19 protein-coding genes are annotated in these 24,833 nt (G+C 71.8%); 11 read left to right on the top strand and 8 right to left on the bottom strand.

The features are described 5' to 3' along the window. Positions 1 to 93: 93 nt before the first annotated feature. The gene (locus OG410_RS16055) at positions 94 to 1,383 is read left to right on the top strand and encodes a citrate synthase (RefSeq protein ID WP_329299786.1); all 1,290 of its coding nucleotides are present in this window, start codon (positions 94 to 96) and stop codon (positions 1,381 to 1,383) included. A 580-nt stretch (positions 1,384 to 1,963) separates the two neighbouring features. Here the strand turns inward: OG410_RS16055 and OG410_RS16050 are convergent. The 4 genes from OG410_RS16050 to OG410_RS16035 all read right to left on the bottom strand — a co-directional run bounded on the left by OG410_RS16050 (position 1,964) and on the right by OG410_RS16035 (position 6,474). Further along, a complete protein-coding gene (locus tag OG410_RS16050; protein WP_329299785.1) occupies positions 1,964 to 4,207 on the bottom strand; it encodes a heavy metal translocating P-type ATPase in 2,244 nt (747 codons plus the stop codon). A 90-nt stretch (positions 4,208 to 4,297) separates the two neighbouring features. After that, positions 4,298 to 4,537 carry a heavy-metal-associated domain-containing protein gene (locus OG410_RS16045; protein ID WP_329299784.1) on the bottom strand — a complete coding sequence of 80 codons (240 nt, stop codon included), beginning with the start codon at positions 4,535 to 4,537 and terminating at the stop codon, positions 4,298 to 4,300. A gap of 87 nt (positions 4,538 to 4,624) precedes the next feature. Beyond that, a complete protein-coding gene (locus OG410_RS16040) occupies positions 4,625 to 5,389 on the bottom strand; it encodes a PrsW family glutamic-type intramembrane protease (protein ID WP_329299783.1) in 765 nt (254 codons plus the stop codon). A 410-nt stretch (positions 5,390 to 5,799) separates the two neighbouring features. Next, on the bottom strand, positions 5,800 to 6,474 hold the full coding sequence (locus OG410_RS16035) for a TetR family transcriptional regulator (protein ID WP_329299782.1): 675 nt from the start codon (positions 6,472 to 6,474) through the stop codon (positions 5,800 to 5,802). Between the two features lie 165 nt (positions 6,475 to 6,639). Here OG410_RS16035 and OG410_RS16030 point away from each other — a divergent pair, with 165 nt between their 5' ends. After that, positions 6,640 to 9,021 carry an MMPL family transporter gene (locus OG410_RS16030; protein WP_329299781.1) on the top strand — a complete coding sequence of 794 codons (2,382 nt, stop codon included), beginning with the start codon at positions 6,640 to 6,642 and terminating at the stop codon, positions 9,019 to 9,021. A gap of 42 nt (positions 9,022 to 9,063) precedes the next feature. Further along, on the top strand, positions 9,064 to 10,107 hold the full coding sequence (locus tag OG410_RS16025) for a zinc-dependent alcohol dehydrogenase family protein (RefSeq protein WP_329299780.1): 1,044 nt from the start codon (positions 9,064 to 9,066) through the stop codon (positions 10,105 to 10,107). On the opposite strand, the gene OG410_RS16020 is transcribed toward OG410_RS16025, so the two are convergent. The 3 genes from OG410_RS16020 to OG410_RS16010 all read right to left on the bottom strand — a co-directional run bounded on the left by OG410_RS16020 (position 10,088) and on the right by OG410_RS16010 (position 12,376). Next, complete coding sequence (locus OG410_RS16020) at positions 10,088 to 10,681, bottom strand: GNAT family N-acetyltransferase (RefSeq protein ID WP_329299779.1); 594 nt, start codon at positions 10,679 to 10,681, stop codon at positions 10,088 to 10,090. The two genes, OG410_RS16025 and OG410_RS16020, sit on opposite strands and share 20 nt — an antisense overlap. Before the next feature lie 116 nt (positions 10,682 to 10,797). Continuing rightward, a complete protein-coding gene (locus tag OG410_RS16015; protein WP_329299778.1) occupies positions 10,798 to 10,998 on the bottom strand; it encodes a helix-turn-helix transcriptional regulator in 201 nt (66 codons plus the stop codon). Between the two features lie 400 nt (positions 10,999 to 11,398). Then, on the bottom strand, positions 11,399 to 12,376 hold the full coding sequence (locus OG410_RS16010) for a sugar phosphate isomerase/epimerase family protein (protein WP_329299777.1): 978 nt from the start codon (positions 12,374 to 12,376) through the stop codon (positions 11,399 to 11,401). 130 nt (positions 12,377 to 12,506) lie between these two features. Here OG410_RS16010 and iolC point away from each other — a divergent pair, with 130 nt between their 5' ends. The 6 genes from iolC to OG410_RS15980 all read left to right on the top strand — a co-directional run bounded on the left by iolC (position 12,507) and on the right by OG410_RS15980 (position 20,596). Next, positions 12,507 to 13,580, top strand: coding sequence for a 5-dehydro-2-deoxygluconokinase (gene iolC, locus OG410_RS16005; protein ID WP_329299776.1), 1,074 nt, complete (start codon positions 12,507 to 12,509; stop codon positions 13,578 to 13,580). Positions 13,581 to 13,636: 56 nt separating this feature from the next. Further along, complete coding sequence (locus tag OG410_RS16000; RefSeq protein ID WP_329304138.1) at positions 13,637 to 14,518, top strand: Cgl0159 family (beta/alpha)8-fold protein; 882 nt, start codon at positions 13,637 to 13,639, stop codon at positions 14,516 to 14,518. A 7-nt stretch (positions 14,519 to 14,525) separates the two neighbouring features. Beyond that, complete coding sequence (gene iolB, locus OG410_RS15995) at positions 14,526 to 15,368, top strand: 5-deoxy-glucuronate isomerase (protein ID WP_329299775.1); 843 nt, start codon at positions 14,526 to 14,528, stop codon at positions 15,366 to 15,368. Continuing rightward, the gene (gene iolD / locus OG410_RS15990; RefSeq protein WP_329299774.1) at positions 15,365 to 17,281 is read left to right on the top strand and encodes a 3D-(3,5/4)-trihydroxycyclohexane-1,2-dione acylhydrolase (decyclizing); all 1,917 of its coding nucleotides are present in this window, start codon (positions 15,365 to 15,367) and stop codon (positions 17,279 to 17,281) included. The genes iolB and iolD overlap by 4 nt, the downstream gene beginning before the upstream one ends. Before the next feature lie 14 nt (positions 17,282 to 17,295). Next, the gene (gene mmsA, locus OG410_RS15985) at positions 17,296 to 18,798 is read left to right on the top strand and encodes a CoA-acylating methylmalonate-semialdehyde dehydrogenase (RefSeq protein ID WP_329299773.1); all 1,503 of its coding nucleotides are present in this window, start codon (positions 17,296 to 17,298) and stop codon (positions 18,796 to 18,798) included. Between the two features lie 388 nt (positions 18,799 to 19,186). Further along, on the top strand, positions 19,187 to 20,596 hold the full coding sequence (locus OG410_RS15980) for an APC family permease (protein ID WP_329299772.1): 1,410 nt from the start codon (positions 19,187 to 19,189) through the stop codon (positions 20,594 to 20,596). Between the two features lie 58 nt (positions 20,597 to 20,654). On the opposite strand, the gene OG410_RS15975 is transcribed toward OG410_RS15980, so the two are convergent. After that, positions 20,655 to 21,065 carry a GNAT family N-acetyltransferase gene (locus tag OG410_RS15975; protein WP_329299771.1) on the bottom strand — a complete coding sequence of 137 codons (411 nt, stop codon included), beginning with the start codon at positions 21,063 to 21,065 and terminating at the stop codon, positions 20,655 to 20,657. 116 nt (positions 21,066 to 21,181) lie between these two features. Between OG410_RS15975 and OG410_RS15970 the strand changes: the two genes are divergently transcribed. Together OG410_RS15970 and OG410_RS15965 are read left to right on the top strand one after the other, a co-directional pair. Then, positions 21,182 to 23,866 (top strand): alpha/beta fold hydrolase, encoded by a 2,685-nt coding sequence (locus tag OG410_RS15970; protein WP_329299770.1) that lies wholly within the window; start codon positions 21,182 to 21,184, stop codon positions 23,864 to 23,866. Next, entirely contained in the window at positions 23,863 to 24,726 is an 864-nt protein-coding gene (locus tag OG410_RS15965; RefSeq protein WP_329299768.1) for an ABC transporter permease, read from the top strand. Before OG410_RS15970 ends, OG410_RS15965 begins: the two co-directional genes overlap by 4 nt. The last annotated feature ends 107 nt before the right edge of the window (positions 24,727 to 24,833 follow it).

The following is a 24,833-nucleotide window of genomic DNA, read 5'->3' as shown; positions in this document are numbered from 1 at the left end:
TCGACCCCGAGTGCACTCTCCAGGGCCAAATGGGGGATGGTAGAGACAGTCAGGGCACCTCGAAGAAGAGGCACAACGTCGGTGAGGGATGACGTGAGCGACAACTCTGTAGTACTGCGGTTCGGCGATGGCGAGTACACCTACCCGGTGATCGACAGCACCGTCGGCGACAAGGGCTTCGACATCGGCAAGCTCCGCGCCCAGACCGGTCTGGTGACGCTGGACAGTGGGTACGGCAATACCGCCGCCTACAAATCCGCGATCACCTATCTCGACGGCGAGCAGGGCATCCTCCGCTACCGCGGCTACCCGATCGAGCAGCTGGCCGAGCGGTCCACCTTCCTGGAGGTGGCCTACCTGCTGATCAACGGCGAGCTCCCGAACGTCGACGAGCTCTCCACCTTCAAGAACGAAATCACGCAGCACACCCTGCTGCACGAGGACGTCAAGAACTTCTACCGCGGCTTCCCGCGCGACGCCCACCCGATGGCGATGCTCTCCTCGGTCGTCTCGGCGCTGTCGACCTTCTACCAGGACAGCCACAACCCGTTCGACGAGAAGCAGCGCAACCTCTCCACGATCCGGCTGCTCGCGAAGCTTCCGACGATCGCGGCGTACGCGTACAAGAAGTCGATCGGTCACCCCTTCGTCTACCCGCGCAACGACCTCGGGTACGTCGAGAACTTCCTGCGCATGACCTTCTCGGTCCCCGCGCAGGACTACGAGCTCGACCCGGTGGTCGTCTCCGCGCTCGACAAGCTGCTGATCCTGCACGCCGACCACGAGCAGAACTGTTCGACCTCCACCGTGCGTCTGGTCGGCTCCTCGCAGGCGAACATGTTCGCCTCGATCTCCGCCGGCATCTCCGCGCTGTGGGGCCCGCTGCACGGCGGCGCCAACCAGTCGGTCCTGGAGATGCTCGAGGGCATCCAGGCCAACGGCGGCGACGTCGACTCCTTCATCCGCAAGGTGAAGAACAAGGAGGACGGCGTCCGCCTGATGGGCTTCGGCCACCGGGTGTACAAGTCCTTCGACCCGCGCGCGAAGATCATCAAGGCCGCCGCGCACGACGTCCTGTCCGCTCTCGGCAAGTCCGACGAGCTGCTGGACATCGCGCTGAAGCTGGAGGAGCACGCGCTCTCCGACGACTACTTCGTCTCGCGCAACCTCTACCCGAACGTCGACTTCTACACCGGCCTGATCTACCGCGCCATGGGCTTCCCGACCGAGATGTTCACGGTCCTGTTCGCCCTCGGCCGGCTGCCGGGCTGGATCGCCCAGTGGCACGAGATGATCAAGGAGCCCGGCTCCCGCATCGGCCGCCCGCGTCAGATCTACACGGGCGTCGTCGAGCGCGACTTCGTGCCGGTCGAGGCCCGCTGAGGCTCGTACACGACCACCGGGCTCCCGTGCGGGGCCCGGTGAACCCGTGAGTGGCAACGAAAAAACGGAAAGCGCCCTGCTACTGGTCCCCCCACGGGCCGGCAGTCAGGGCGCTTTCCTTGTCCCGGTGCGGATTCCCCCCACGGGATCCGGCCGGGCGTCTGTGGACAGCGCCTGAATCGCTGTGTGCCGGCACGAGCCGGCGGTGAGCCGGGCGAGCGGTGCTCGCCGTACTGCGGTGGTGCGGTGCGATCTGCCGGGACGCGTACGGATCGGGAGGGCCGCTCAAAGCTCCCCGCTGTACGTGCCCCGGCGACGTAATTTCCGGGAACGTCCCCCAAGACATCCCCAGATGCCAGTCACGCCCCCCAAGACGCTTCTGACATCGCCAACTTAGACCGACGAACCCCTTCGGTGGTTACGTTCACATCACTGTGATCTGGATCTCTTGCATATGTCCTGAAGATACGCAAGAGCCCCGATACGGGAATCGAGGACCAATCGTAAGGAAGATGCGCGAGCCTTGTGAAGAGCTTATGTGAGGCTCTCGTTGGACTCTAGGGGGACTCGTGGTCTGTCGTCACGCGAATGCACGCAGTCGAAGGCTGTTCGTGACCACGAAGACCGAGGAGAAGGCCATCGCCGCTCCCGCGATCATGGGGTTCAGCAGGCCGGCGGCGGCCAGCGGAAGCGCCGCCACGTTGTAGCCGAAGGCCCAGACCAGATTTCCCTTGATCGTCGACAGCGTGGCGCGGGCCAGCCGGATCGCGTCCGCGGCCACCCGCAGATCCCCGCGCACGAGCGTCAGGTCGCTCGCCTCGATCGCCGCGTCCGTCCCGGTGCCCATCGCGAGGCCCAGATCGGCGGTGGCGAGCGCCGCCGCGTCGTTCACCCCGTCGCCGACCATCGCGACCGTCCGCCCCTCACCCCGCAGTCGCTGGACCACGGCGACCTTGTCCTCGGGCAGCACTTCGGCGAACACGTCGGCCGGGGCGATGCCGACCTCCCGTGCCACGGCCTCGGCGACGGCCCGGTTGTCCCCGGTCAGCAGCATCGGCGTGAGACCGAGGTCCCGCAGTTCGCGTACGGCCTCGGCGCTGGTCTCCTTGACCGTGTCGGCGACAGCCAGGACGCCCGCCGCCGTGCCGTCCAGGGTGACCACGACGGCCGTACGGCCCGCCGCCTCGGCCGCGTTCTTCGCGTCCGCAAGCGTTGCCGGCAGCGTGCCCGGGAACCGGCCGACGGTGACGTCGTGGCCGTCCACCCGCCCGCGCACGCCTCGCCCCGGCACGTTCTCGAAGTGCTCAGGCGCCGGAAGGTCACCGACGCGCTCCTGAGCGCCTGTCGCGATCGCTCGGGCAACCGGATGCTCCGAGGCGTGTTCCAGGGCTCCAGCGAGCCGCAGGACGTCTTCCTCGGCCCGCCCCCCGGCGACGTACACCTCGTGCAGGCTCATGCGGCCCGTCGTCACCGTGCCGGTCTTGTCCAGCAGGACGGTGTCGACGCGGCGCGTGGACTCCAGGACCTCGGGCCCCTTGATGAGGATGCCCAGCTGGGCGCCGCGGCCGGTGCCGACCATCAGGGCGGTCGGGGTGGCCAGGCCGAGCGCGCACGGGCAGGCGATGATCAGCACCGCGACGGCGGCGGTGAAGGCCGCGACCGTGTCGCCGGTGACCGCGATCCAGGCCGCGAAGGTGCCGAGCGCGATGAGCAGGACGACGGGCACGAAGACCCCGGAGATCCGGTCGGCGAGACGCTGCACCTCGGCCTTGCCGTTCTGCGCGTCCTCGACGAGCCGGGCCATCCGGGCGAGCTGGGTGTCCGCGCCGATCCGGCCCGCCTCGACGACGAGCCGGCCCCCGGCGTTCACGGTCGCACCGGTGACGGCGTCCCCGACGCCCACGTCCACCGGCACCGACTCCCCGGTCAGCATGGAGGCGTCCACGGCCGACGTGCCCTCGACGACGGTCCCGTCGGTGGCGATCTTCTCGCCGGGCCGGACGACGAAGCGGTCGCCGACCGCCAGCCGCGCCACGGGGACGCGGACCTCACGGCCGTCCCGCAGGACGCTGACGTCCTTGGCGCCGAGCTCCAGGAGCGCCCGCAGCGCCGCTCCGGCGCGCCGCTTGGAGCGGGCCTCCAGGAAACGGCCGAGCAGGATGAACGCGATGACGCCCGCGGCGACCTCGAGGTAGAGCGTGGAGGCGCCGTCCGTACGGGAGACGGTGAACTCGAAGCCGTGCCGCATGCCCGGCATCCCCGCGTCGCCGAAGAAGAGCGCCCACAGGGACCAGCCGAACGCGGCGAGGGTGCCGACCGACACCAGGGTGTCCATGGTGGCCGCGCCGTGCCGCGCGTTCGTCACGGCGGCCCGGTGGAAGGGCAGTCCGCCCCAGACCACCACGGGCGCGGCGAGCGTCAGTGAGAGCCACTGCCAGTTCTCGAACTGGAGGGCCGGGATCATCGACATGAGGACGACGGGCAGGGCGAGCACCGCGGAGACGGTCAGCCGCTCGCGCAGGGAGGCCGTCTCGGGATCGTCGTCGGCGGGAGGCGCCTCCTGCTCGGGCGGCGCGGGCGGCGGGGGCTCCTCGGCGGTGTACCCCGTCTTGACCACGGTGGCGATCAGATCGGCGACCCGTACCCCCTCGGGGTAGGAGACCTTGGCCTTCTCCGTCGCGAAGTTGACCGTGGCGGTGACGCCGTCCATGCGGTTGAGCTTCTTCTCGACGCGGGCGGCGCAGGAGGCGCAGGTCATCCCGCCGATGGAGAGCTCGATCTCCGAGGCCGTGCCTATCGGCGTCTCGGGTGCTGCGGTGGTCATGGTGCGGCTCCAGGAAGGGGCCGGGCCGCGCGGAGCCGGTATCAGCCGGTCGGCACGGCCCGGTACGGAGATGAAGAGCTGCGGGATCGCTCAGGCCTGGCCGACGAGCTCGAAGCCCGCCTCGTCGACCGCGGCGCGGACGGCGTTCTCGTCGAGCGCGGCCGCCGAGGCGACGGTGACCTCGCCGGTCGAGGCGACGGCCTTCACCGAGCTCACGCCGGGGATCGCGGAGATCTCGCCGCTGACGGAGCCTTCGCAGTGTCCGCAGCTCATGCCGCTCACCTGGTAGACGGTGGTGACGGAACCCGGGGTGCCGGTCTGGGCGGTCATGGCGTTACTCCTCATCGAGGCGTTCTGGGGCGTGCGCGTACGGGAGGGATCCCTGGGAACCCAGGGTTCCCCTCGATGTTCACCACACTATACCCCTAGGGGGTATTTCTCCAAGCGGCGTCGCGGTGCGCCGGCGAGCGCGCCCGGACCGGCCTCACGATCGCGACGAGGAACAGGCCGCCCACCGAAAGCGGGGTGAGGAGGTGGTCCTGTCCGCCGGTGGGCCGCGGCAGCCCGCCCGGGGCGAAGCGCGTTCCGTCGAGTCCGGCGCGGGTGAGCCGGGCCACCGGCCACAGCGCGATCCCGTGCGTGGAGTCCCACGGTGCGTGCAGCAGGGAGGCGCCGAGGCAGGCGCCGGCGGTCGGGCGGTGAGGCGGAAGCGCCCGTCGGGGCGGCGCCGCGCCGGCAGGGCCGCGCCGGCAGGGCCGCGCCGGTGACCGCGGCCCACGGGCCGTGTCCGAACGGGGTGAGCGCCTCGCGCAGGATCTCGGTCTCCAGGAGCGTGCGCAGGCCGACGCCCTGCAGGGACACGGCCGCGTCGAAGGCGTGGCCCGCGCTCTCCAGGGCCGCGAAGCCGAACCCGGGCGTCGCGCCGGGCACCGGACCGGCCCGTGGTCCGCGGATCCGGGTGTGCCGGCGGACCAGGAACATCGGCGCGCCGGGCTTCACGGCCTCCTCGGCGAGTCCGGTGCCCACGTACATCCACAGCGAAGGGCGGGTGAGCTGGTACTCCGTCACCGAGGCGCCGAGCACGCCCGGGGCGCCGCCGGCCAGGAAGCGGCCGAGGACCACACGCGTGGCCAGGTCGCGGCCGTGCCGTTCGTACGCCCGGAGCGCGAAGGGGGCGGGCACGAGGAAGCCGCCGAGCAGGATCAGGGTCGGCAGCGGCGTGACGTCCGCCCGTGGCGTACGTGACGACCGCGGTCGGCGTCCAGGGGGCCGGGCAGATGCCCAGGCAGCGCTTCCAGAGGCCGGCGGGGATCCGGGGGTACGGCGTCGGGGGCTGCCGCGGTCCGGGGATGCGGGCCCGGGGTGTGCCCGGTGGCTGATTCTGGGTCACGGCCATCCCTCTGTCCCTCGGGGGCGGCCCGCGGGCCCGGACGGGGCCCGTGTTCCGGCGCGTCGGGGCCCCCTGGTGCGGGACGCGGGGGCGTGTGGACGGATCGATGCCGCGGATCACTGATTCGATTTGTCCGAACCTTATGACACATGTCCCTGATGTCGCAGGCCGGAGCACTGGTGTCGGCCCCGTCCCGCGCGGCTCAGTGTCCGGCGGGTGACCCGCTTGCGAGCAGCGGCTCCAGATAGCGGTGCATGACCGTCTTCAGCTCCCCGATGTAGGCGTCCCGTTCGGCGCCCTCGTGGGACATCACCAGGGTGAGGCCGGCCTTGAACAGGTGGACCGTCATGTTCGCCGTGCGGGTGCGCTCGTCGGAGGGCATGTCCGGCAGGCGGGCCGCGATCATCTCCTCGACACGGGCGAGGAGGGTGCCGTGCAGGGTGCCGATCTCCTCGACGATCACCCCCGGGGTGTCGGCGCCGTGCATCAGGACGGCGAAGGCCGGGTTCTCGACGTTGAACGCGATCAGCGGGTCCAGGACCGCGTCGAGCATCCGCTCCAGCGGGAGACCGAGGTTCTCCTGGGCGAGCGCCTGTCCGTGCGACCGGGCCCAGTGGTCGAGGAGCTGGTCGCTGAGGCCGACGGCGATGGCCTCCTTGTTCGGGAAGAACTGGTAGAGCGTGCCGGGTGAGACGCCGGCCTCGCGGGCGATGGCGTTGGTGCTCGCCGCGGTGTAGCCGGACCGGCAGAACACCGAGGCCGCCGCTTCCAGGAGCTGGGCGACGCGGCGCTCGCCGCGGGCCTGGCGGCGGCGTGGCTTCTCCTCGGCCGGCTGCGGGTGCTCCGGGGACTCCTCGGTCTGCTGATTCTCGGGCACGGGTCATCCCCAGCTTCTCGGGACACGATTGACAAACACGAGCGGTCACTCGCATTCTTGAAAAACGCGAGCGACGACTCGTGTTTGCCAGTCTATGGCAATGGGCGATCCATGATGCCTGCACGGATGCGGGTCATCGGGTCACGGTGAAGGGGACACCGCATCATGTCCGAAGTCGACGGCGCGGACGACGGGCCCGCGAAGAGGCCCGGCAAGGACCCGGGCCACGGCGGGGGCGGGGGAACGGGTACGGGTACAGGCGGCGCCACGGACGCGGGCGGCGGTACGGGCGGGGGTGCGCGCCTCGGCGGCTGGACCCGGTTCGTCACCGCGCGGCCACGGCTCTCGCTGCTCGTCGCCCTCCTGCTGACCGCGCTCGCCGTGGTCGCCGGCAGCGGGGTCGCGGACCGGATGGGCAGCGGCGGCTGGGAGGACCCCACCGCGCAGTCCACGTACGCGACCGAGGCGCTGGAACGGGAGTTCCCGGCCTCGCAGCCCAATCTGCTGCTCCTCATCGACGCGGGCGCGGGCTCGGTCGACGACCCCTCGGTCGCGGCGGAGGCGAAGCGGATCGCGGCACGTCTGGCCGCCGAGCACGGCGTCACCGGCGTCGGTTCGTACTGGCAGTCCGGTTCACCCGCGCTCAAGGCGCGCGACGGCCACGAAGCGCTGATCGCCGCCCGGATCACCGGCGACGAGACGGCCGCGGCCCACACCCTGGACCGCCTCGCACCCTCCTACCGAGGAAAGAGCGGGCCCGTCGAGGTCGAGGTCGGCGGACCGGTCGCCGTACGGCACGAGATGCAGACGACCATCAAGGAGGACCTCACCCGGGCCGAGATGATCGCCCTCCCGGTGACCCTCCTGCTGCTGGTCATGGTCTTCGGCAGCGCCGTCGCGGCCCTGCTCCCGCTCGGGGTCGGGATCATCGCGATCCTCGGCACCAACGCCGTGCTGCGCGGACTCACCGAGGTCACGGACGTCTCGGTCTTCGCGATGAACCTGACGACGGCCCTCGGTCTCGGCCTCGCCATCGACTACGCCCTGTTCATCGTCCGCAGATTCCGCGAGGAGCTGGCCACCGGTGCCCCGCCGCGCGCCGCGGTCGGTGTCACCCTGCGCACCGCGGGCCGGACCGTTCTCTTCTCCTCCCTCACGGTCGCCGTGTCGCTGGCCGCGATGCTGGTCTTCCCGCAGTACTTCCTGCGCTCCTTCGCCTACGCGGGCATCGCCGTCGTGCTGCTCGCCGCGGCCGCCGCCCTGATCCTGCTCCCCGCCGCGCTCATGCTCCTCGGCGACCGGGTGAACTCCCTGGACCTGCGGCGTCTGTTCCGGCGCGGAAGGCAGGACCCGGCCGGCAGTGGGGCGGCGTGGGGCCGCATGGCCGCCCTCGTCATGCGCAGGGCACCGCTCTTCGCGGTGGCCACCACGGCCGGCCTCATCGTGCTCGGACTGCCCTTCCTGGGAGTGAAGTTCGGCACGGCCGACGACCGCCAGCTGCCTTCGGGCGCGGAGTCGCACATCGTCCAGCAGCACATCCGCGACGGCTTCCCGGGCAGCCCCGGCGGCGCTCTGGAGGTCCTGGCCGAGGGGAGCGCCACGCAGACGGAGTACGCCCGGTACCGGGAACGGATCGCCGCGCTGCCCGAGGTGCTGCGTGTGGACGGCCCACTGGTCAAGGGCGACGCCGCCTACTTCTCGGTGCTGCCCAAGGGCGAGGCCGTGGACGAGGGGGCCCAGCGGCTGGTGGGCGAACTCCGGGCGGCCGAAGCTCCCTTCGACACCTCCGTGACCGGCACCGCGGCCGTTCTGGTCGACTCCAAGCACGCGATAGCCGACCGGCTCCCGTGGGCGGCCGCCTTCATCGCGATCGTCACCCTGCTCCTGGTGTTCCTGCTGACGGGCAGCGTGCTGATCCCGGTCCAGGCGGTCCTGCTCAACGCGCTGAGTCTGACCGCGATGTTCGGCGCGGTGGTCTGGGTCTTCCAGGACGGCCATCTCTCCGGCCTCCTCGACTTCACCAGTTCCGGGTCGATCGAGACGACCCTCCCGGTCCTGATGTTCTGCGTGGCCTTCGGTCTCTCCATGGACTACGGCGTCTTCCTCCTCTCCCGCATCAAGGAGGAGTACGACCACACCGGCGACCACCGGGAGGCGGTCCGCTTCGGACTCCAGCGCACCGGAGGACTCATCACCGCGGCGGCGGTCATCCTCGCGGTGGTGATGGCCGCCATCGGCACCTCCCGGGTGGCCAACACCAAGATGCTCGGACTGGGCGTCGCGCTGGCCGTCCTGATGGACGCGATGGTCGTGCGGAGCCTGCTGGTCCCGGCGGTCATGCGTCTGACGGGCACGGCCACCTGGTGGGCGCCCGGACCCCTGCGGCGCTTTCACGACCGGTTCGGCCTCAGCGAGGCGGAGACACCGGAGCCGGCCCCGGCCGCCGAGCCGGTCGCGGACGCGGTGTCCAAGGCCGGGCCGGCCCCGGACGCGGTGCCGGAAGAGTCGGCGGAGTCCGGCCGGGACAGGGCCGAGGCACGCGGATAGCGTTTCCGCGGGAGCTGATCTCCGAGTGGAGGGCGGGAGCGGATGCGGGCAGTGGTGTTCGAGCGGTACGGGGAGCCGGCCGAGGTCCGGGAGGTGGCGGACCCGGCGCCCGCGGAGCACGGCGTGGTGGTGCGGGTCGAGGCCACGGGACTGTGCCGCAGCGACTGGCACGGCTGGATGGGCCACGACCCGGACATCACACTGCCGCACGTGCCGGGCCATGAACTGGCCGGGGTGATCGAGGCGGTGGGCGCCGGGGTGAGCGGCCACCGCCCCGGCGACCGGGTCACCGTCCCGTTCGTCTGCGCCTGCGGAAGCTGCCCCGCCTGCGCGGCGGGCGACCAGCAGGTGTGCGAGCGCCAGACCCAGCCGGGGTTCACGCACTGGGGCTCCTTCGCCCAGTACGTGGCGCTCGACCACGCGGAGGTGAACCTGATCCCGCTGCCGCCGGAGCTGTCCTTCGCGACGGCGGCCTCGCTGGGATGCCGGTTCGCCACGGCGTTCCGGGCGGTGGTCGCGCAGGGGAGGACGGCCCCGGGGGAGTGGGTCGCGGTGTACGGCTGCGGTGGCGTGGGCCTTTCGGCGGTGATGATCGCGGCGGCCTCCGGGGCGCGGGTCGTGGCCGTCGACGTGTCCTCGGCGGCGCTCGGTCTGGCGCGGCGGTTCGGGGCGGAGGAGTGCGTGGACGCCTCCGCCGTGGCCGACCCGGCGCGGGCGGTCCGTGAACTGACCGGCGGTGGCGCGCATGTGTCGCTGGACGCCCTCGGATCGCCCGGCACCTGCGCGGCCTCGGTCGAGGGCCTGCGCCGCCGCGGCCGGCATGTCCAGGTCGGCCTGCTGCCCTCACCGACCGGTGTCACCCCGGTCCCGATGGCCCGGGTGATCGCCCTCGAACTCGAACTCCTCGGCAGCCACGGGATGGCGGCCCACGCCTACCCGCCGCTGCTGGAGTCGGTCCGCGCCGGGACCCTCCGGCCCGACCTCCTGGTGACGTCCACCATCACCCTGGACGCGGCACCGGCGGCACTGGCGGCGATGGGCTCGGCACCGGGATCGGGGGTGACGGTCATCGAGCCGTGGAGCTGACCGCCGTCGGGCCGGTGGGGTGTCCCCGGTGGGCGGCCCACTCGTGGGCCAGGACCGACATCCGTACGGCGTCGATCCACTCGCCGCCCTGGAGCAGCGTCTGGCGTTCGATCCCCTCGGCCACGAAGCCGGCCTTCTCGTAGGCGCGGCGGGCGCGGTGGTTGAAGGCGAAGACGTACAGCGAGACGCGGTGCAGGGCCAGTTGCTCGAAGGCGTGTCCGACGATGAGCCGGGTGGCCTCGGTGCCGAGCCCCCGGTCCCGGCCGTGCGGCCCGATGAGGATGCGGAACACGCAGTTGTGGTTGTGCCGGTCCCACTCGTGGAGGACGGCCTCGCCGACCAGTTCACCGGTGGCGCGGTCCACCACGCCGAGGTCCAGCCGGTCCGGCTGGTCGTTGCGCGTCCCGTACCAGGAGCGCAGCCGCTCCGGCGCCAGCTCCTCGTCGGGGCTGCCGGTGAGCCGCAGGACCTCGGGGTCGGCGAGGATCTCGGTCATCACGGGGACGTCGTCGGGCGTGAACGGTCGGAGCAGGGTCTTCTCGCCGCTGAGGACGGGTTTCTCGGAGAAGCTCATCGGTGGATCATCGACGGGCGGCCGGCACGACGGCAATCGAATTCGGGGCGGCACCCCACCCGGAGGTGAGGCGCCGCCAGGAGAGGTGCCCGACGCCCGGGAACCCGCGCGCAGGGTCACCTGTCGCTGCGGCCCCGGTTTCCCGGGCGGGCGGCGACCCAGGCACGGACGGTGTCGGCGTACCAGTAGGGCTTTCCGGTTTCGACGTGGTCGGGCGGCGGCAGCAGCCCGTGCTTGCGGTAGGACCGGACGGTGTCCGGCTGCACCTTGATGTGCGCGGCGATCTCCTTGTACGACCAGAGCGTGCGGTCGGTCATGAGTGGCACCTCCCCGCGCGCGCCGCGGCGGCGGCCTGGGACGGTCGTCGGGGGAGCCGGGCGCTGCGCTGGTGATCACAAAGCGTGTGCCCGGTGAACGACGCAGCGTGAGCGCCGGGCTGTGACTGTCGACCGGATGTGACCCAAGACCCGCGTAAACGCGACATGTGTGACACAGGGGTGTTCTTTGTGACACGAGTGACGCATTGGCGGTAACGGGCTGGAGAGGGCGATGGGGACGGAGAAGGTGGAGGGGGTTGAGCGGGCGGAGCGGGGCGGGGGCGACGGGGCTTTTCGGCCGCCGCCCGGCGGGGCGGACGGGTGACACCGATGGCCCGCCGGCCCCGATGGCCCGCCGGCCCCGGGCACCCGCCGGCCCGGGTGCCCCGGGAGGCGGACGTCAGGCCCCGCAGGACCGCAGGAACGCCCGGGTGCGCCGGGCGATGGGGAGCGGCTTGTCCGGCGGGCACGGGTACATGTCCTGCTCGACGATCGCGAAGAGCTCGACGCCGAGGTCCTGCGCGGCGGCGAGGACGGGTTCCAGCGCCGGTACGCCGGAGGGCGGTTCGCACATCACGCCGCGGGCGACGGCGGGCCCGAAGGGCAGCTCCTCGGCCCGCACCCCGGCCAGCACCTGCGGGTCCACCTGCTTGAGGTGGAGGTAGCCGACGCGTTCGCCGTACGTCTCGATGAGCTTGACGCTGTCGCCGCCGCAGTAGGCGTAGTGGCCCGTGTCCAGACAGAGCGACACCAGCGAGGAGTCGGTCGCATCGAGGAAACGGGTGACGTTCTCCTCGCTGTCGATGTGGGTGTCGGCGTGCGGATGGACGACGACACGCAGCCCGTAGCGCTCGCGCACCTCATGGGCGAGCCGCTCGGTCTGGGCGGTCAGATCGCGCCACTGGGCCGGCGTCAGCACGCTGTCCTCCAGCACCGCGCCGGTCTTGTCGTCCCGCCAGAAGGCCGGGATGACCACGAGATGCCCGGCGCCCATCGCCTGGGCGAGCGCGGCGATGTCCGAGACGTGCGCCCAGGTGGACTCCCACACGTCGGGACCCCGGTGCAGCCCGGTGAAGACGGTGCCCGCCGAGACGCTGAGCCCGCGCCGGGCGGTCTCCTCCCGCAGGACGTCCGGATCGGTGGGCAGATAGCCGTACGGGCCGAGCTCGATCCACTCGTAGCCGGATCCTGAGACCTCGTCGAGGAAGCGCCGCCAGGGGACCTGCCCGGGGTCGTCGGGGAACCAGACGCCCCAGGAGTCGGGAGCCGAACCGATCCGGATGCGCGACAGTGAGGAAGGAGGTGACGACCGCGGTGACGACCTCGGTGAGGGTCCGGGGGGTGGCTGCGGCGATGACTGCGGCGGCAACGACGTCATGGGCGTCAGCTTCCGGCGGCTCCCGGGAGGTGTCAAGCCCTGGTCCGAATGTCTGGACAAAACGTTGACAGGGTCCCCTCGCGGGACTAGACCTGGGGGCAGCCGCAGGGACCGCGGAGAAGGGAACTCGATGGCGTACGAGCTGATCACCATGGGGCGGATCGGTGTGGACCTCTACCCGTTGCAGACGGGTGTCCCGCTGTCCCGGGTGACCTCCTTCGGCAAGTTCCTCGGCGGCTCGGCGACCAATGTCGCGGTGGCGGCCGCGCGGCTCGGACGGCGTACGGCCGTCGTCACCCGAACGGGTGCTGATCCCTTCGGAACCTATCTGCGCGAGGCGCTGCGCGACTTCGGTGTCGACGACCGCTGGGTCACCGCGGTCCCGGGACTGCCGACTCCGGTCACCTTCTGCGAGATCTTCCCGCCGGACGACTTCCCGCTGTACTTCTACCGCGAGCCCAAGGCCCCCGACCTGGAGATCCGTGTCGACGAGCTCGACCTCGACGCCGTGCGCGACGCCCGTGTCTTCTGGATGACGGGCACGGGCCTGAGCGCGGAGCCCAGCCGCACGGCCACCCTCGCCGCCCTGGCCCACCGGGCCCGCTCCGGCACGACGGTCTTCGACCTCGACTGGCGCCCCATGTTTTGGAACGGCGCGGCCTCGGCAAACACCGCCCGGACAGACACGGCCCGGACAGTCGCAGCCCAGGAGAACCGGGCCCTGGAGAACCGGGCCCTGGAGAACCGGGCCCCGGAGAACCGGGCCCAGGACGACCCGGCCTCCTCCGCGCGCCCCTTCTACGCCGAGGCCCTGCGCCACGCCACCGTCGCCGTCGGCAACGTCGACGAGGTCGAGGTCGCCACCGGAGAACGCGAGCCGCACGCGGCGGCCGCCGCGCTCCTGGCGGCCGGCGTCGAACTCGCCGTGGTGAAACAGGGCCCGAAGGGCGTCCTCGCGGTCCATCGCGACGGCACCACCGCCGAGGTCCCGCCCCTCCCGGTCGAGGTCCTCAACGGCCTCGGTGCCGGCGACGCGTTCGGCGGCTCCCTCTGCCACGGGCTGCTCGCCGGCTGGGACCTGGAGAAGACCGTGCGCCACGCGAACGCGGCGGGCGCCATCGTCGCCTCCCGGCTGGAGTGCTCCTCCGCGATGCCCACCCCGCGCGAGATCGAACAGGCCCTCGCCGCCGGAGCGGTGCGGTGAGGGCCGGCCACGTCGGGGGAGCCCGCCCCGAACAGGGCGGCGACGGGCCCGCGTCCGTGCGCGTCGACGTCTCCGCCCTCGCCCGGACCCGCGCCCGCCGGCCCGAGGCCATCGCGGAGGCCGCCGCCCGGCGGGTCCGGCGGCCGCTGGTCGACGGCTCCGGACGGCTGATGATCGTCGCCGCGGACCATCCGGCACGCGGCATGCTGGCCGTCGGCGACCGGAAGCTGGCCATGGCGGGGCGCGCCGGTCTGCTGGAGCGCCTGTGCGTCGCGCTCGCGCGCCCCGGGGTCGACGGGGTGCTCGCCACCGCCGACATACTGGACGACCTGCTGCTGCTCGGCGTGCTCGACGGCAAGGTGGCCATCGGCTCGATGAACCGGGGCGGACTCGCGGGCTCCGCCTTCGAGCTGGACGACCGGTTCACCGGCCACCGCCCGAGGGACATCGAACGGTTCGGTTTCGACGCCGGCAAACTGCTGCTGCGTGTCGACTACGACGATCCCGGGTCGCTGCGCACCCTGGAGTCCGCCGCCCGCGTGATCGACGACATGGCCGAACGGCGGCTTCCGGTCTTCGTCGAACCGTTCCTCTGCCGTCGCCGGGACGACGGTTCCCTGCGCAACGATCTGAGCGCCGAGGCCGTCACCAAGTCCATCGCCATCGCCGGCGGCCTGGGCGGCAGTTCGGCGTACACCTGGCTGAAGGTCCCCGTCACCGAGAACCCCGACGACATGGCCAGGGTCATGGAGACCTCCACGCTGCCCGCCGTCCTGCTCGGCGGCGATGTCGGCGAGGACCAGGAGGGCGCGTACGAGAAATGGCGCGGGGCGCTCCAACTTCCCACCGTGCAGGGCCTGGTGGTGGGCCGTTCGCTGCTGTATCCCGCGGACGGCGATGTCGCCGCGGCCGTGGACACCGCCGTAGGACTTCTGTGAGGGTCGCATGAGTCGTCCGAGCAACGAGCTGTACGTGCCCGCGGGCACCGCCGCCGACGCCCACTACGCCCTCGACATCGACCCCGAACGGGCCGGCTGGACCCACAGCAGCCTGCGGATCGTGGAGCTGGCACCCGGCGGCACCCATACGTTCACCACCGGGGACAGCGAGTGGATCGTGCTCCCGCTCGACGGCGGCTGCACGGTGCGCGCCAAAGACGGTATGGACGATAAGGAGTTCCAACTCCTGGGCAGGCGGAGCGTGTTCGACGGAGTCTCCGACTTCGCGTACGTTCCCCGTGAGGCCCGGGCCCAGATCGCCTCCGGTGCGGGAGGCCGCTTCGCCCTGGCAGGAGCGAAGTGCGAGCGCCGACTCCCCGCCCGCTACGGCCCCGCGCCGGAGGTTCCCGTCGAAGACCGCGGCAGCGGCAACTGCGCCCGCCAGGTGCGCAACTTCGCCGCCGCGGACGTCTTCGCGTGCGACCGGCTCATCGCCGTGGAGGTGATCACCCCCGGCGGCAACTGGTCCTCGTATCCGCCGCACAAGCACGACGAACACCTGCCCGGCGTCGAGTCCCTGCTGGAGGAGATCTACTACTTCGAGATCGACGGACCGGACGGTTTCGGCTATCAGCGCGTATTTCCCTCCCGTGAGGGCGGTTCGGACGTCCTCGCCGAGGTCCGCACCGGCGATGCCGTCCTCGTCCCCGACGGATGGCACGGCCCGTCCATCGCCCAGCCCGGTCACGCCATGTACTACCTGAACGTCATGGCGGGGCCCGGCGGGGACAGGGAGTGGCGGATCCGCTTCCACCCGGGACACGCGAAGAGCACAGGGGGATACCGATGACCTCGACGACGAGGCTGACGGTCGCGCAGGCGCTGGTGCGGTTCCTGGCCGCGCAGTACACCGAACGGGACGGCGCGCGCCGCCGGCTGATCGGCGCCACCTGGGGCATCTTCGGCCACGGGAACGTCGCCGGGATCGGCCAGGCGCTCGTCGAGTACGCCACGGTGCCCGGCGGGGGGACACCCTCCGCACCCCCCGTGATGCCGTACCACCAGGGACGCAACGAACAGGCGATGGTGCACGCGGCCGTCGGCTACGCCCGTCAGTGCGGCCGGCTGTCGGCGCACGCCGTGACCACCTCCATCGGGCCCGGCGCCACGAACCTCGTCACCGGCGCCGCGCTCGCCACCGTCAACCACCTGCCGGTGCTGCTCCTGCCCGGCGACGTCTTCGCGGCCCGCCCCGCCGACCCGGTGCTCCAGCAGCTGGAGGTCCCCTTCGCCGGGGACGTCTCGGTCAACGACTGTCTGCGCCCGGTGTCGAAGTACTTCGACCGGATCACCCGCCCCGAGGCCCTGATCCCGGCGGCCCTCCAGGCGATGCGCGTGCTCACCGACCCCGTCGACACCGGTGCCGTCACGCTCGCACTGCCCCAGGACGTGCAGGCGGAGGCGTACGACTGGCCCGAGGAGTTCTTCGCCGAGCGGACCTGGACCGTACGGCGCCAGGCGCCCGACGCCGTGGAGCTGGCCCGGGCCGTCGAGGCGGTCCGCGGCGCCCGGCGTCCGCTGATCGTCGCGGGCGGCGGCGTCCACCACAGCCGCGCCGAGGAGGCGCTCGCCGCGTTCGCCTCGGCCACCGGCATTCCCGTCGCCTCCACCCAGGCGGGCAAGGGCTCGCTGCGCTGGGACCACCCCCAGGACGTCGGCGGCATCGGGCACACCGGCACGGCGACCGCCGACGAGCTCGCCCGCACCGCCGACCTGGTGATCGGGGTCGGCACCCGCTACACCGACTTCACCACCGCCTCGGGCACGCTGTTCACGGCCTCGGGCGTCCGCTTCCTCAACCTCAACATCGCTCCGTACGACGGTCACAAGCTCGCCGGCTCCCCGCTGATCGCCGACGCACGCGCCGGTCTGGAAGCGCTCACCGAGGCGCTGGGGCCGCACCGCCACCGCGCGGAGCCCGCGTACGTCACCGAGTACACGGACGACAAGGAGCGCTGGGAGTACCGCGTCGACGCGGCCTACGAGGCCGAGGACATCGACATCCGGCCCACCCAGCCGCAGGTCCTCGGCGTCCTCGACGAGCTGGTCACCGAGGACGACATCCTGATCAACGCGGCCGGCTCGCTCCCCGGCGACCTGCACAAACTGTGGCGGGCGCGGTCGCGGGACCAGTACCACGTCGAGTACGGCTATTCGTGCATGGGCTACGAGATCCCGGCCGCGATCGGGGTGCGGATGGCTGCCCCGGACCGGCCGGTGTGGGCGCTGGTCGGCGACGGCACGTATCTGATGATGCCGACCGAGATCGTCACCGCGGTCCAGGAGGGTGTCGCGATCAAGGTGGTCATCCTCCAGAACCACGGGTACGCCTCGATCGGCGGGCTCTCGGAGTCCGTGGGCGGCGAGCGTCTGGGCACGGCGTACCGCGCCCTGGCCGCGGACCGTACGTACACGGGGGCGCCGCTGCCGGTGGATCTCGCGGCCAACGCGGCCAGTCTGGGGATGCGGGTCCTGCGCGCGGGGACCGTGCGTGACCTGCGGGCGGCCCTGGCCGAGGCGCGCGAGGCGGACACTCCCACTTGTGTCTACGTGGAGACCGAAACGGCAGACACAGTGTCGGGCGCGCCCCCGGCCCAGGCCTGGTGGGATGTACCTGTGGCCGAGACCGCGACCCGACCGTCGGCGGTCAAGGCCCGTGAGGAGTACGACCGGCACGTCGCCGCCCGACGCCGCCATCTGTGAAGGAGTGCATGGCCATGACGAAGACCGTCGACCACTGGATCGCCGGCAAGACCGTCGAGGGTGCGTCGGGTACGTACGGGCCGGTCACCGACCCGGCGACCGGCGCCGTGACCACGAAGGTCGCGTTCGCGAGCGTCGAGGAGGTCGACGCCGCGGTCGCCGCCGCGAAGGACGCCTACGTGACCTGGGGACAGTCCTCGCTGGCCAAGCGTTCCACGATCCTGTTCAAGTTCCGCGCGCTGCTCGACGCCAACCGGGACGCGATCGCCGAGCTGATCACCGCCGAGCACGGCAAGGTGCACTCGGACGCGCTCGGCGAGGTCGCGCGCGGTCTGGAGATCGTCGACCTGGCCTGCGGGATCACCGTGCAGCTGAAGGGCGAGCTGTCGACCGAGGTGGCCTCCAAGGTCGATGTGGCGTCGATCCGCCAGCCGCTCGGCGTCGTCGCGGGCATCACGCCGTTCAACTTCCCGGCCATGGTGCCGATGTGGATGTTCCCGCTCGCCATCGCGTGCGGCAACACCTTCGTCCTCAAGCCCTCGGAGAAGGACCCGTCGGCCGCCATGAAGCTCGCCGAGCTGCTGGCCGAGGCCGGTCTGCCCGACGGTGTCTTCAACGTCGTGCACGGTGACAAGGTGGCCGTCGACCGCCTCCTGGAGCACCCGGACGTCAAGGCGGTGTCTTTCGTCGGCTCGACGCCGATCGCCCGCTACATCCACACCACCGCCGCCGCGAACCACAAGCGGGTCCAGGCTCTCGGCGGTGCCAAGAACCACATGCTGGTCCTGCCGGACGCCGACCTGGACGCGGCCGCCGACGCCGCCGTCTCCGCCGCGTACGGCTCGGCCGGCGAGCGCTGCATGGCGATCTCCGCGGTCGTGGCGGTCGGCTCCATCGGCGACGAGCTGGTGGCCAAGATCCGCGAGCGCGCCGAGAAGATCAAGATCGGCCCCGGCAACGACCCGACGTCGGAGATGGGCCCGCTCATCACGGCCGTCCACCGCGACAAGGTGGCGTCGTACGTGAAGGGTGCCGCCGGCCAGGGCTCGGAGGTCGTCCTCGACGGCACGGGCTACACGGTCGACGGGTACGAGGACGGCCACTGGATCGGCCTCTCGCTCCTGGACCGCGTTCCGGTGACGGCGGACGCGTACAAGGACGAGATCTTCGGCCCGGTGCTGTGCGTGCTGCGCGTGGACACCTACGACGAGGGCGTGGCGCTGATCAACGCGTCCCCCTTCGGCAACGGCACCGCGATCTTCACCCGGGACGGCGGCGCCGCCCGCCGCTTCCAGCTGGAGATCGAGGCGGGCATGGTCGGCGTGAACGTGCCGATCCCGGTGCCGGTGGGCTATCACTCCTTCGGCGGCTGGAAGGACTCCCTCTTCGGGGACCACCACATCTACGGCAACGACGGCACGCACTTCTACACCCGCGGCAAGGTCGTCACCACCCGCTGGCCGGACCCGTCGGAGGCGCCGGCGGGCGTCGACCTGGGCTTCCCCCGCAACCACTGAGGTCCCGCCGGACCACCTCCCGACCCACCTCGTCAAGCCGTCCGCTATGCGGACGGCTTGACGTTTTTTTGACGGCCTCGCAACGATTCCCGTTCATGCGGATGAACCGGGTGATGTAGGTGACTTGTTTGTTTGACCTTCGAAAGCAAGGTCATCTTTCGAAAAGCTTTGACGATTGCAGCATGAGGGTGCTGTCGCCTGAGAATGTGATGTGACGCGCGCCGCTTCGCTCCTGCGGATTCCGTAGGTGAACGGCCATTGACGCAACGGTTTCCGTCAAGGTTCCATCGGCGCGGGAGCGGACGGGAACGAAGTACGACGCGAGCCGCCGGAGGCGATATCGCTCCCGCCCGAACCACCTGACGCACGAGTCGATCGGAACCGCTTGATGACCGACACGCTCCGCCCCGCAGAGACCGCCGTCCTGGACGCAGCCCCCACGGAGACCGGGAACCCGAAGACACTCAAGCGTTCCATAGGCGTCGTCGGCGGCACCCTGCTGACGCTGTCCTGCGTGACCCCGGCCTCGACGCTGTTCGTGGTCATCCCCGACCTCTTCGGCTCGCTCGGCACCGCGACCGCCCTCACGATCGCGATCGGCTCGCTCCTCTGCGTCGCCGTGGCGTTCTGCTACTCGGAGCTGGGCACCCTCATCCCCAGCGCCGGCGGCGAGTACGCCATGGTCTCCACGATGGCCGGACGGCTCGCGGGCTGGCTCGTCTTCGTGATGTCCCTGCTCGTCGTCATGATCGTCCCGCCGGTGATCGCCATCGGCACCGCCGACTACCTCGCCCCGCTGGTGCACCTCGACCCGGCGATGACCGGCGCCGGCGTGATGCTGCTGGCCACCCTCGCCGGACTGCTCGACCTGCGCGCCAACGCCTGGATCACCGGCATCTTCCTGGTCCTCGAGGTCGTCGCCGCCGGTGTGGTGGCCCTGCTGGGCTTCACGCACAGCCACCGAGGCCTCGGCAGCCTGACCTCCATGCAGGTCGCCGGGACCGGCGGACACACCGACGCCGTGACGGCCATGCTCGTCATCTCCGGGCTCGCCATCGCCCTCTTCGCCACCCAGGGCTTCTCGACCGCCGTCTACCTCTCCGAGGAGCTGGAGAACCCGCGCCGCAACGTCGCCCGCACGGTGCTGGCGACTCTCGCCATCTCCACGGTCGTCATCCTGGTCCCGGTCGTCGCCATCACCATGGGCGCCTCCGACCTCAAGGAGCTCACCGGCGGCGACATCAGCAGCATGGTCACCGCCTGGTCCAACTCGGCCGTCGGCACGTTCGTCAGCCTCTGTGTCGCCCTCGCGATCATCAACGCGGGCATCGTCATGGTCATCCAGAACTCGCGTGTCCTGTTCGCCTCGGCCCGCGACAAGGCGTGGCCCGAGCCGGTCAACAACGGCCTGTCCAGGCTCGGCCGGTTCGGCTCCCCCTGGGTCGCCACCCTGATGGTGGGCGTCCCCGGCGCCGCCCTCTGCTTCGTCAACCTCGACACCCTGTACGGCGTCACGGGCGTGTCGGTGACCGCCATGTACCTGCTCGTCGCGGTCGCCGCCCTGCTCGCCCGGCGCGGCCACCACCGCCACACCCCCGCCTGGCGGATGCCGCTGTGGCCCGCGATGCCGGTCCTGCTGATCGTCGTCCTCGCCTACGTCCTCACCCAGCAGGAGACGCAGTACCTGCTGTGGACCGGCGGCATCACCGCCGTCGCCACCCTGTACTGGGCCTTCTACCTGCGCCCGCGCCGCGACACCCGCTGGCTGGTGTCGATCCCGGAGGACGCGCAGGCGTGACCGCGACGGTCCGCCCGCCCGGCTCCCCCGAGCCGGGCCCCGGCGCCCCGCGGGAACCTCAGCCGAACTCCCACGTCACCACCGTGCACATCCCGTCGTCCTTGCCACCCGCGCTGCGGTACGTGGCGAGGGCGACGTCGTTCCCGGCGTCCACGCCCACCCACATGCCGTAGCAGCCGCGTTCCCGGGCCAGGGCGGCGAGTTCACGGACCAGCGCACGGCCGACGCCACGCCGCCGGAACGGCTCCGCCACCGCCAGCTCGTACAGGAACATCTCGGTGCCCTTGTCCGGATGGACCGTCTCGACCCCGCTGACGAAGCCGACCGGCACCTCGCCCTCGTAGGCCAGGAACAGATGATGGCCCTGCGCCCGAAGGAACCGCCGGGCCCACTCGGGACGCACGGGGGAGTCGAAGAGGTACTCGGCGGCGGTCAGTTCCAGGACGGTGGCGGCGCGGCGCAGCTCCATGGCCCGTTCGTACCACGGACGCGGTACACGCGGCCCCCGCCGTACTTCCCCGGGAGGGGAGCCGGTTCAACCCGGCGGCTGTCCCTGGCGCGGGCGCGCGCCCGTACCGTTGAGCCATGGATCTTCGACTGCCCCGGCCGCGCGGGCCGCGCCGGGGACACCCCTCCGGCCGCACGGCGGCCCGAGCCCGCGGGCGATGGGCGGCCGCGGCCGCTGCCCTCGTGGTGCTCGCCGGCGCGGGCACCTGGACGGCCGTCGCCTCCGACGGCACGCCCGCCGTCCACCGCTCCGACCGCGTCATGGCCATGGACGGAGGAGTACGGATCGACACCTCGTACTTCACCGCGGGACCGTCCTCGCCCCGCCGCCCCGCCGTTCTCCTCGCGCACGGCTTCGGCGGCAGCAAGGCGGACGTACGCCCCGAGGCGGAGAAACTCGCCCGCGACGGATACGCGGTCCTGACCTGGTCGGCGCGCGGCTTCGGCAGGTCCACCGGAAAGATCGGGCTGAACGACCCCGAGGCCGAGGTCGCCGACGTCTCCCGGCTCGTCGACTGGCTCGCCCGGCGCCCCGAGGTCCGGCTCGACGGCAACGGCGACCCGCGCGTGGGCGTGGCGGGAGCCTCGTACGGCGGGGCGATCTCCCTGCTGGCCGCCGCGAACGACCGGCGCGTGGACGCCATCGCCCCGTCGATCACGTACTGGAACCTCGCGGACGCCCTGTTCCCGAACGGCGTGTTCAAGAAGCTCTGGGCGGGCATCTTCATCAACTCCGGCGGTGGCTGCGCCCGCTTCCAGCCCGAGCTGTGCGCGATGTACGACCGGGTCGCGGAGTCCGGGAAGCCGGACGCGGCGGCGACGAAGCTGCTCCAGGAGCGCAGCCCCTCGGCCGTCGGCGACCGCATCAAGGTCCCCACCCTCATCACCCAGGGCCAGTCCGACTCCCTCTTCACGCTCGGCCAGGCCGACGCGATGGCCAGGGCGGTCAAGGCCAACGGCGCTCCCGTCGACGTCGACTGGATCGCGGGCGGACACGACGGCGGCGAGATGGAGACGGACCGCGTCACCTCCCGCGTCGTCTCCTGGTTCGACCGCTACCTGAAGGACGACAAGGGCGCCGGCACCGGCACCGCCTTCCGCGTCACCCGCACCGGAGGCGTCGACTCCACCGACGGCGCCGCCCTGCTGCGCGGCGCGAGCTCGGACACCTACCCCGGACTGGACAGCGGCCGCCGCACGATCGAGCTGACCGGCCGTGAGCAGCGCTTCCAGAACCCGGCGGGCGCCAGTCCGCCCGCCATCTCGGCCCTGCCGGGGCTCGGCGGCTCCGGCAGCCTCGCCCAGCTCTCCACCCTCGGCCTCGGGGTCTCCCTCGACTTCCCCGGCCAGTACGCCCGCTTCGAGTCCGCTCCCTTCCGGGACGACCTGCGGATCACCGGCTCGCCGACCGTCACCGTGCACGTCGAGTCGAGCACCGACGACGCGGTCCTCTTCGGCAAGGTGTACGACGTCGGTCCCGGCGGCACCCAGCAGGTACTGCCCTCCCAGCTCGTCACCCCGGTCCGCGTCGAGGGCGCGAGGAACGGCAAGGACGTGTCCCTGACCCTTCCCGCAGTCGACCACGCGGTCCGGAAAGGCCACCGGCTGCGCCTGGTCCTCGCCTCGACCGACCTCGCCTACGCCTCCCCGGCGGCCCCGGCGACGTACACCGTGTCCCTCAAGAGCGCCCTCCAGGTGCCGACGGCCCCCGCGGTGAAGACCGCCGCGGCGCCGCTGCCCTCCTGGGTGTGGTGGCTGCCGCTCGCCGGCGCGCTCGCCGCCCTGGCCCTGCTGGTGACCGGCCGCCGCCGTACGAGCGCCCCGGCACCCGACCCCGGACTGGCCGAAGTCCCGCTCCAGATCACCGACCTGAGCAAGCGCTACGCCAAGTCCGCCGACCGGTACGCCGTACGGGACCTGTCGTTCCGCGTGGAGAAGGGCCAGGTCCTCGGCCTGCTCGGGCCGAACGGCGCGGGCAAGACCACCACCCTGCGCATGCTCATGGGCCTCATCAAGCCCGACGACGGCGAGATCCACGTCTTCGGGCACGCGATCCGCCCCGGCGCGCCGGTCCTCTCCCGGGTCGGCGCGTTCGTCGAGGGCGCGGGCTTCCTCCCGCACCTGACCGGCCGCGAGAACCTGGAGCTGTACTGGCAGGCCACCGGCCGTCCCCGCGAGGACGCCCACCTGGAAGAGGCCCTGGAGATCGCCGGACTCGGCGACGCCCTCGCCCGCGCGGTGCGCACCTACTCCCAGGGCATGCGCCAGCGCCTCGCCATCGCCCAGGCCATGCTCGGCCTCCCGGACCTGCTGATCCTGGACGAACCCACCAACGGCCTCGACCCGCCGCAGATCCGCGAGATGCGCCAGGTGATGATCCGCTACGCCGCCGCGGGCCGCACGGTCATCGTCTCCAGCCATCTCCTCGCCGAGGTCGAGCAGTCCTGCACCCACCTCGTGGTCATGGACCGCGGCCGGCTCGTCCAGGCCGGCCCGGTGTCCGAGATCATCGGCTCCGGCGACACCCTGCTCGTCGGCTTGGGGACACCCGTCGACGCGCCGGTCGTGGAGAAGGTCGGCGCACTGCCGGGCGTCCTTTCGGCCGTCGCGACCGAGGACGGACTGCTGGTCCGCCTCGACCCCGGCGGCAGCGCACAACGCCTGGTAGTGGAACTCGTACGCCTCGAAGTACCGGTGGCGTCGGTGGGACCCCACCGCCGTCTGGAAGACGCGTTCCTCACCCTGATCGGAGGCTCCGCATGAGCACGCTCCTCGAGCGGACCGAGACCGCGGACGGGTACCGGGCGAGCCGCACCCTGCCGCTGCGCGTCGAGCTCGTCCGCCAGCTCAAGCGCCGCCGCACCCTGGTGATGGGATCGGTCCTCGCGGCCCTGCCCCTCGTCCTGCTCGTCGCGTTCGCGATCGGCGGTCAGCCGGGCGCGCGGAACGGCCGGATCACCCTGCTGGACACGGCCACGGCCTCGGGCGCCAACTTCGCCGCGGTGAACCTGTTCGTCTCGGCGGGCTTCCTCCTGGTGATCCCGGTCGCGCTGTTCTGCGGGGACACCATCGCCTCCGAGGCGAGCTGGTCCTCCCTGCGCTACCTGCTGGCGGCGCCCGTGCCCAGAGCCCGGCTGCTGTGGTCCAAGCTCACTGTCGCCCTCGGGCTCAGCCTCGCGGCGATGGTCCTGCTGCCGGTCGTCGCGCTGGCCGTGGGCACCGCCGCCTACGGCTGGGGCCCGCTGGAGATCCCCACCGGCGGCGCGCTCCCCGCGGGCACCGCCGCCCAGCGGCTGTTCGCGGTGATCGCGTACATCTTCGTGTCCCAACTGGTCACCGCCGGGCTCGCGTTCTGGCTGTCGACGAAGACGGACGCCCCGCTCGGCGCGGTCGGCGGCGCGGTCGGACTGACCATCGTGGGCAACGTCCTGGACGCGGTCACCGCACTGGGTCACTGGCGCGACTTCCTGCCCGCCCACTGGCAGTTCGCCTGGGCCGACGCCATCCAGCCGACACCGGAGTGGGGAGGCATGATCCAGGGCGCGGCGATCTCCGTGACCTACGCCCTCGTCCTGTTCGCCCTGGCCTTCCGCGGCTTCCGGCGCAAGGACATCGTGTCGTAGGTCTCCGGAAGATCACCTACCGGTCTCGGCGGCCCGCCGTCGTGGCCGCTTCGAGATCCTTCCGCAACGCATCCGAGCGCTCGTCCCGGCCCCCTCGGCCGTCACAG

Source organism: Streptomyces sp. NBC_00659, assembly GCF_036226925.1.
Lineage (GTDB): Bacteria > Actinomycetota > Actinomycetes > Streptomycetales > Streptomycetaceae > Streptomyces.
Note: the sequence above shows the minus strand (reverse complement) of the source record. Positions and strands in the feature narration are given on the sequence as shown.